Below are 7,004 nucleotides of genomic sequence, written 5' to 3'. Positions count from 1 at the left end.
CACAACAGAATGGAGAACAGTATCAGATAGTAAAAACCTGACTTACTTTTTCGAATCGAGCTTGACTCCAAATACATTTTGGGTAAATCTTCAGGATATGGATTTGGCACAGGGTGCACCTGTAATGAAGTTATCTATTGCAAATGGTGAAATCTATAATGGTAATACTGCTAAAGACTTTAAACCAGCACAACCTTTCAAGTTTTTAGGTGTGAATAATTGATAAGTAAAGGATGAAAAAGTCCATTTTAGGAATGGACTTTTTCATCTCATCACCTTCGTACGGATTTATTGTATTTTCTCATGCTTCCGGTTGGTTACCACAAGGGACATTGACAAGTCCCCTATCCATTATTATGGATAAGAAACAAGAAATGGAACTGTCGGATTTTGCTCAGGCTATTCCCGATAAAACATTCAATTATATCATATTTGAAGCTTATTTTATGTCAAGAATAGAGGTTGCTTATGAATTAAAAAAGAAATCCGACTATATTCTGGCATCTTTGGCAGAGATACTTTCTCCCGGTTTACCTATATATATCCTAAGAGTATAAATCATCTAACGGAATCTTTATCTGGTTTGCAGGCTTTTGGAGAAGATGCTTTTGCTTGGTTTGACAACAGATCGGGATATATGAGATCGGCAACATTTTCCATTATCAAAACATCACAACTCGATACTTTGGCAAATTGGATAAAGAGTAATCGTAATCAATCAAAGTAGATTGATGTCAATACGATTCAGTATTTCGACAGGTATTCTTATCGATTGTTCTTTGATTTTGAAAACTATTACAGTTCTCTTTTAGATACAGATAATCAAAAGACTGAATTGTCAGCTTTAATTTCTAATTGTGTTGTCTGGAAAAATGCAACACCTACTTTCATGAAAGACTATAATGGTTTTGATATAAAGAAACATTCGAGTTTAACTACTTATATTCCTCAGGAAAAATTTCCATTCTTGAATAATGAGTATCAAAAGTTGAGGTGGTATAAAGTATCTAGCCCGCAGAAATAGCTTTAGATAAAATAAGAAAAAAATAATATCATCTATAACTACTTACGAAACACAAAGCTACTCCATTTAATAATAACACTTTACCTCTTTCATCTACAAAAAATTGTATCGAAGGCTTTCTCGCATACTTCGTAAACCTTTGACTTCTTCAATCTCCTAATTCTCCTATATTCTATTGTATATAAGCATCTTTATTCAACAAATTATTTTACTGATTTATTATTCCAATTATAAACTAGAATAAAACCTCTCTAATTTTTCTTTCGTTTAAAAGGGTGGGCAAAACAAACCTAAAAGAATAATATAGCCTTGTAATTAAATAGCGATATCTGCACTTACACTTACTTAATTCACTCACTTCGAAAGATCAAATTAATTACAATTTAGATCAAATTATATAGATAAGGACATAAATAAGCAGATACATTTGTAAATGTTATAATATATAAGAAAATCATTTTTTAGTAGATTTAAGTTAAACGTTTAAGCGAGGTTGCTATTTTAAGTTAAACGTTTAATTAGAACTAAAGCCTTATTGTTAACTTTTATTTATGTGTAAAATTATGAAAAACAAGTCACTGAATTTATTTAAAAACAGGGCGAAGTATAGATCTCTGAGTTCTTTTCTCAGGAATATATTTTGCTTCTTATTGGTTTTGTATGCACTACCTCATCAAGCCAAGAGTCTAACCTTCCAAAACACAATAATCTGAAATTAAAGAAAGCGAAACATTGTTGATGAAAAAGAAGAGCCTGTTATTGAAGAAATTCTTAATAGTTGTGAGACAAGACATTGATAGAGTATTCAATATCGGAGAGTGAACTGATTTTTCTGCATTGCCAAACAGAATCTAAAAATATAGTTTGTCAGCTCCATAGACGATAGCTTTAGACGACGAAACAAGCATTGCAAATATAACCTTAAAAGTTGCCAATATATAAAAGACCAAAATTATGCCTGAATTTCACAAATAAGCAATAGAATTATATAATCAACAGATATTAATTTGTTGGTAATTATTAATACATAAAATACTATTGCCTGTTCTTGAAACACACAATTCAGTAATGGCGTACTTCTTTATTTATTAGGCATCTACATGTTTTAATACTTAACTTATTTTAAAATTTAATGTATGAATACAAAAAAGAAAACTAGACCGATAATAGGCATTCTATGCTTTTTGATGGCTCTATTCATTACGTCCTGTGTCGATGGATATAAGGATGATTATACATTCTCCTCAGATGTGAGGAATGCACAACTGGTATCACCTGATGGCAGTAAGGTTACGGCTACAGCTGTAGCTAATATAACAGGGGGGCAAGATCTTAAAATCGTATGGCCTGTGGTCTATGGTGCTGGAGGATATCAATTCACTCTTTACAATGTGGATGATCCTGACAATCCTATAGTAGTTGGTGTAGAGAACGAAGTTATTGACGGATGTTCTGTTACTCGTGAACGAGCTGACGATACAAAATATAAAATTGTTATTAAGACCTTGGGGAATACTGAGCTTAATAATAAAGAGGCAACTGAGCCAACAGAGGTTGAATATTCTACATTGATTCCTGTATATGCGTCTATCCCTAGTGGAACTGACCTTGGAGTATATTTTGAAAATAATCCTGTTAAACCACAAGAAGGCGATGCAACAGAGATCGTTTATGAGCTGGAGGCAAATGGTGAATATACGATGGGATCTAATATTGCTCTCAAATCAACGAATATTACACTTCGTGGTGATAAAGTTTATCGTCCGAAAGTAAAAGTTACTGGCGATGCATCCTTCATCAGTGATGGAGCTGGATTTAAAATAAAATGGACGGATTTCGATTTGAATGATTATTCCGGGGTTGGATTTATCCAATACAATACCACCATAGATGAAACACATGCAATTTTTTACAATGGTGATCCTTGGATTGTCGTAGAAGCTTCATCAGGTATGGAGTCTTGTAACGTTAGCAATCTAAAGACTTCTTTAATTAGTGATAGAGGTAAAAAATATGCCTTAAGAAACTTCACCTTTAATGATTGTGTTGTCGAACAACATGCCACATCGAGCAATCCGTTTATAAACTTCACTGGTGCCATAATAAAAGAATTATCAATGATAAACTCTACATTCTACAACAAGAATAAGAGTTATGGAAGTACCTGGATTGTATATGCAAATGTTCGCGTTGTACAAGTTGCCGACAGGGTTGTATGGGCAAGTGAAAAAGGAAGCATAAATATCCAAAACTGTACGTTTTGGCAGGTTGCTTATAGTAAACAATTTTTTAACTCTAATGGTTGGGCGCAGACTTCAAACTCGGTGAATGTGCAGAAATCTATATTTGTAGATAGCGGAAATAAAGAGATTCTTAGACGTATCAGAATGTCTAGCAATAATGTTGCTGCAACTTTCAATCTAAATACCTACTGGTATGGTGGGGCATTAGCCGAAAATGAGATTACTCATAATCAAGGAGACAAATCGGGAACCCATATAGAGTCTGACCCTAAACTTGCAGATCCTGCAAATGGAAACTTTACTGTAGGCGGAGCAGCTCAGATTTCTAGCGGAACGGGAGACCCTCGATGGTTGCCTGCTCAATAATAAATTAAAAGAGAATTGATTGTAAATCAAAAAAGAAAAAAGATATGAAGAAAAGATATTTAATAATTCTCGGTTTATGTATGAGCTTTATTTTGGCTTTTGCTTTGCCGGCTCATGCACAAGACTCCCAGACGGTTAGTGGAGTTGTTGTATTCGAGGACGGAGAGCCCGTAATTGGGGCTACGCTGAAAGTAGAGGGCACTACTACTGCTACAATAACTGATCTAGATGGTATGTATTCAATTAAAGTTCCAGCGGGTAAGAAGTTAATAGTATCTTATATAGGACATGCCAGTCAGACTATTTCTAATTTTGCCAATACTCGTATTGTTCTAAAAGAAGATGCTTTGCAACTGAACGATGTAGTAGTAGTTGGTTATGGTGTGCAAAAGAAAGCTCACCTTACCGGCTCTATTGCTACTACCAATATGACTGATGTTACCGACCTTGTCACTGGTGACCTGTCTTCGGCCTTGAGAGGATTAATGAATGGTGTTTCAGTGAGTTCGAGCGGTACTTCCCGTCCCGGAGCAACATCTCGAATAGATATTCGTCAGAATAATGTTGTGAGTGGCAGCAGTACAGCTAATGAAACAGATCCCTTGTATGTAATTGATGGATATGCCTATCCTATGCAGGAAGGTGCAGCGGCTTTTAATAATCTGGATGCTACAATGGTAGAAAGTATTTCGGTATTGAAAGATGCTTCTGCTGCAGTATACGGTTCACGTGCAGGTAATGGTGTTGTTTTGGTGACGACAAAACGCGGACAGATTGGAAAACCTAAAATTTCATATAGCGGACAATTTGGTTATGCAGATGAAATCTCTCGTCCCAAAATGCTGAATTCTTATGACTATGGAAGACTGTGGAATGGTGTGAGGGCAGCTAACCCTTCTGAGCCATACGATTCTCGCCTTGATTTGTTTCAGGCAGATGAACTGGAAGTTATGAAAAGTCTCAATTATGACCTTCTAGAAGATGCTTGGAGCGCAGCCTTTACACAAAAACATGCTGTAAATATGGGCGGAGGTACCGATAATGCTAACTATTTTGCAGGTATAGCATATTACTCACAAGACGGAAATATAGGAAAACTCAACTACGAACGTTGGAATTACCGTGCTGGTATGGATCTTAAAATCAACAAATGGTTGAAAGCATCGTTACAAGTATCGGGTAACTACGGAGAAGATACTAAAGCTTATAATGGAGTTGCTTCAACTACCGGTTCTGAGGCCGATTATAACAGATTGTTGACACAACCACGCTATATTCCATCGTCTATAGATGGACGTCCGATAGCATCTTATGGTATTACAAATGCAACTGTGCATAACTCTCAACTCTATAACTTTGATGCAATTCAGAATTCAGGTGACTATAAAACCAATATAAACCAAGAGATGAACATCAACACAGGGTTGGAATACGATTTTGGATGGAGCCAACACCTGAAAGGATTAAAACTTAAATTCTCTTATATTAAGAGTATAAATACTCTCGAATCAAAACAATTAGGCACAAGCTATATCCTCTATAATCTGGTAAATCGTGGAGGTAGCGGTAATCACCTTTATTCAGGAGGTGGTGTAGATTTGTCGAATAGTAATTTCGTAGGATCTACTATAAATAATGGTGGCATGGTCGATCGTACTATGTCTCGTACAGATAACTATCAGATGAACTTTTTGGCAACTTATCAACGTACATTCGGTAACCATGATATAAGCGGATTGTTTGGTATTGAAAAGTCTGAAAGAGTATTTGAGGATCTATATGGATCGAGATCAGACCTATTCCCAAATTCAAATGGACAAAGTTCTACTACTGGTAATGATGCTACAACTAAAGATAATAGATTCTCGCGCGCAGAATCAGCTAGCCTTTCATATATCGGACGTATAAACTATGCTTATAAGGACAGATATTTGTTCGAGTTTCTGATTCGTTCAGATGCTTCAACCAAATTTGCCCCTGAAAATTATTGGGGAGTATTTCCATCTGTGTCAGGAGGATGGATTTTATCTCAGGAAGAGTGGTTTAAAGTAGAGGCTATTGATTACCTGAAATTGCGTGGATCGTTCGGGCTTACCGGTCGTGATAATATTCCGACATGGACATGGGCTAAAAATTATAACTATAATTCGGATAAAGGTCCTGTGTTTGGAAGTTCTAGCTCTGCAAGCGGTAATTACATTACGCTCCCAGATCAGGGCTTTAACCGAAACGCCAAATGGGATAAGAGTTATAAGTCTAACTATGGTCTCGACCTTGGTTTGCTTAACAATCGTTTGAGCTTTAATATCGACGGTTACTACGAATGGAACCGTGACATATTTACTTCACTCAACAATACTATACCAAGTACTGCTGGATCGAACCCTGCTAATGAAAACTATTCTTCAATCGATACTTATGGTATTGAGATTGCAGTGGGATGGAAAGACAAAATAGGTGACGATTTCAAATATGGTGTCAGAATAAATACTGGATACTCCGACAATAGATTAAATAAAACGAACTGGCCGTCAACAAAAGAGCTGGATGGTATAGTAGAAGGCGAGCGCAGAGACAGAGGAGTATGGGGTCTCGAATGTTTAGGCATGTTTAAAAGCTACCAAGAAATTGAAGAATACTTTGATAAAAACAACATTACGAACTACTTAGGTCTTTCTAAAGCCGATATGCGTCCAGGTATGCTGATATACAAAGATGTACGCAGCACCGATCGTGACGAAAACGGATACTATATAGAGCAAGCGGATGGAGTTATTGATGAAAAGGCTGACCGTGTTAAAATATCTAACCGCAGTAACAACATCTATGGCTTTACTGTAATTCTTAATACTGAATGGAAAAGCTTTTCGCTAAGTATGCAGCTTAATGCCAATTGGGGGAGCTACACTGTAATGTCGAAAAATATGCGTTCTATCTACAATAGCGTATTAAATACATCGGGATACAATTCGATGCAGTACACCAATCTACCATCTTTCTGGGCCAATGATATGTTTATTTATGAAGACGTGCTTGATGCTAATGGTAATGTTGTAGCTAAAGCCAATCGTAATGCCAGATATCCTAACCTAATGTATGATAAAGTAAACAGTGTAGAGTCTACATTCTGGAGAGTAAATAACGCTTCTGTATCAATGAGTAACATCACATTAGCTTATACACTCCCTAAAGTGTTTATAAAAAAGGTGGGAGTAGAAAACTGCCGTTTGAATATGACAGCACAAAATGTATTGAATTTCCACAATTCATATCCTGACAATTTCTACAGTTCGTTTGCTGGGGCTTATGGACAATATCCAAACTTGAGGAAAATTACATTAGGAGTAAATGTTTCATTCTAAAAACGAAAA

The 7,004-nt window shown here is 36.1% G+C and carries 3 protein-coding genes and 1 pseudogene; all 4 read left to right on the top strand.

Annotated elements, in window-relative coordinates; genetic code table 11:
* Positions 1-223, top strand: a pseudogene (locus tag IR022_RS19155) (choloylglycine hydrolase); the annotation flags it as partial.
* A 10-nt stretch (positions 224-233) separates the two neighbouring features.
* Positions 234-557: a clostripain-related cysteine peptidase gene (locus IR022_RS20105; protein WP_242053303.1), complete on the top strand. Its 324-nt coding sequence runs from the start codon at positions 234-236 to the stop codon at positions 555-557.
* 1,603 nt (positions 558-2,160) lie between these two features.
* Positions 2,161-3,633: a DUF4992 family lipoprotein gene (locus tag IR022_RS19145; protein ID WP_194204950.1), complete on the top strand. Its 1,473-nt coding sequence runs from the start codon at positions 2,161-2,163 to the stop codon at positions 3,631-3,633.
* A 44-nt stretch (positions 3,634-3,677) separates the two neighbouring features.
* Entirely contained in the window at positions 3,678-6,995 is a 3,318-nt protein-coding gene (locus IR022_RS19140) for a SusC/RagA family TonB-linked outer membrane protein (RefSeq protein WP_194204949.1), read from the top strand.
* Positions 6,996-7,004 lie beyond the last annotated feature (9 nt).

Origin of the sequence: Dysgonomonas sp. GY617 (assembly GCF_015233815.1) — a bacterium.
Classification (GTDB): Bacteria; Bacteroidota; Bacteroidia; order Bacteroidales; family Dysgonomonadaceae; genus Dysgonomonas_A.
This window is presented reverse-complemented; position numbering and strand designations above follow the sequence as displayed.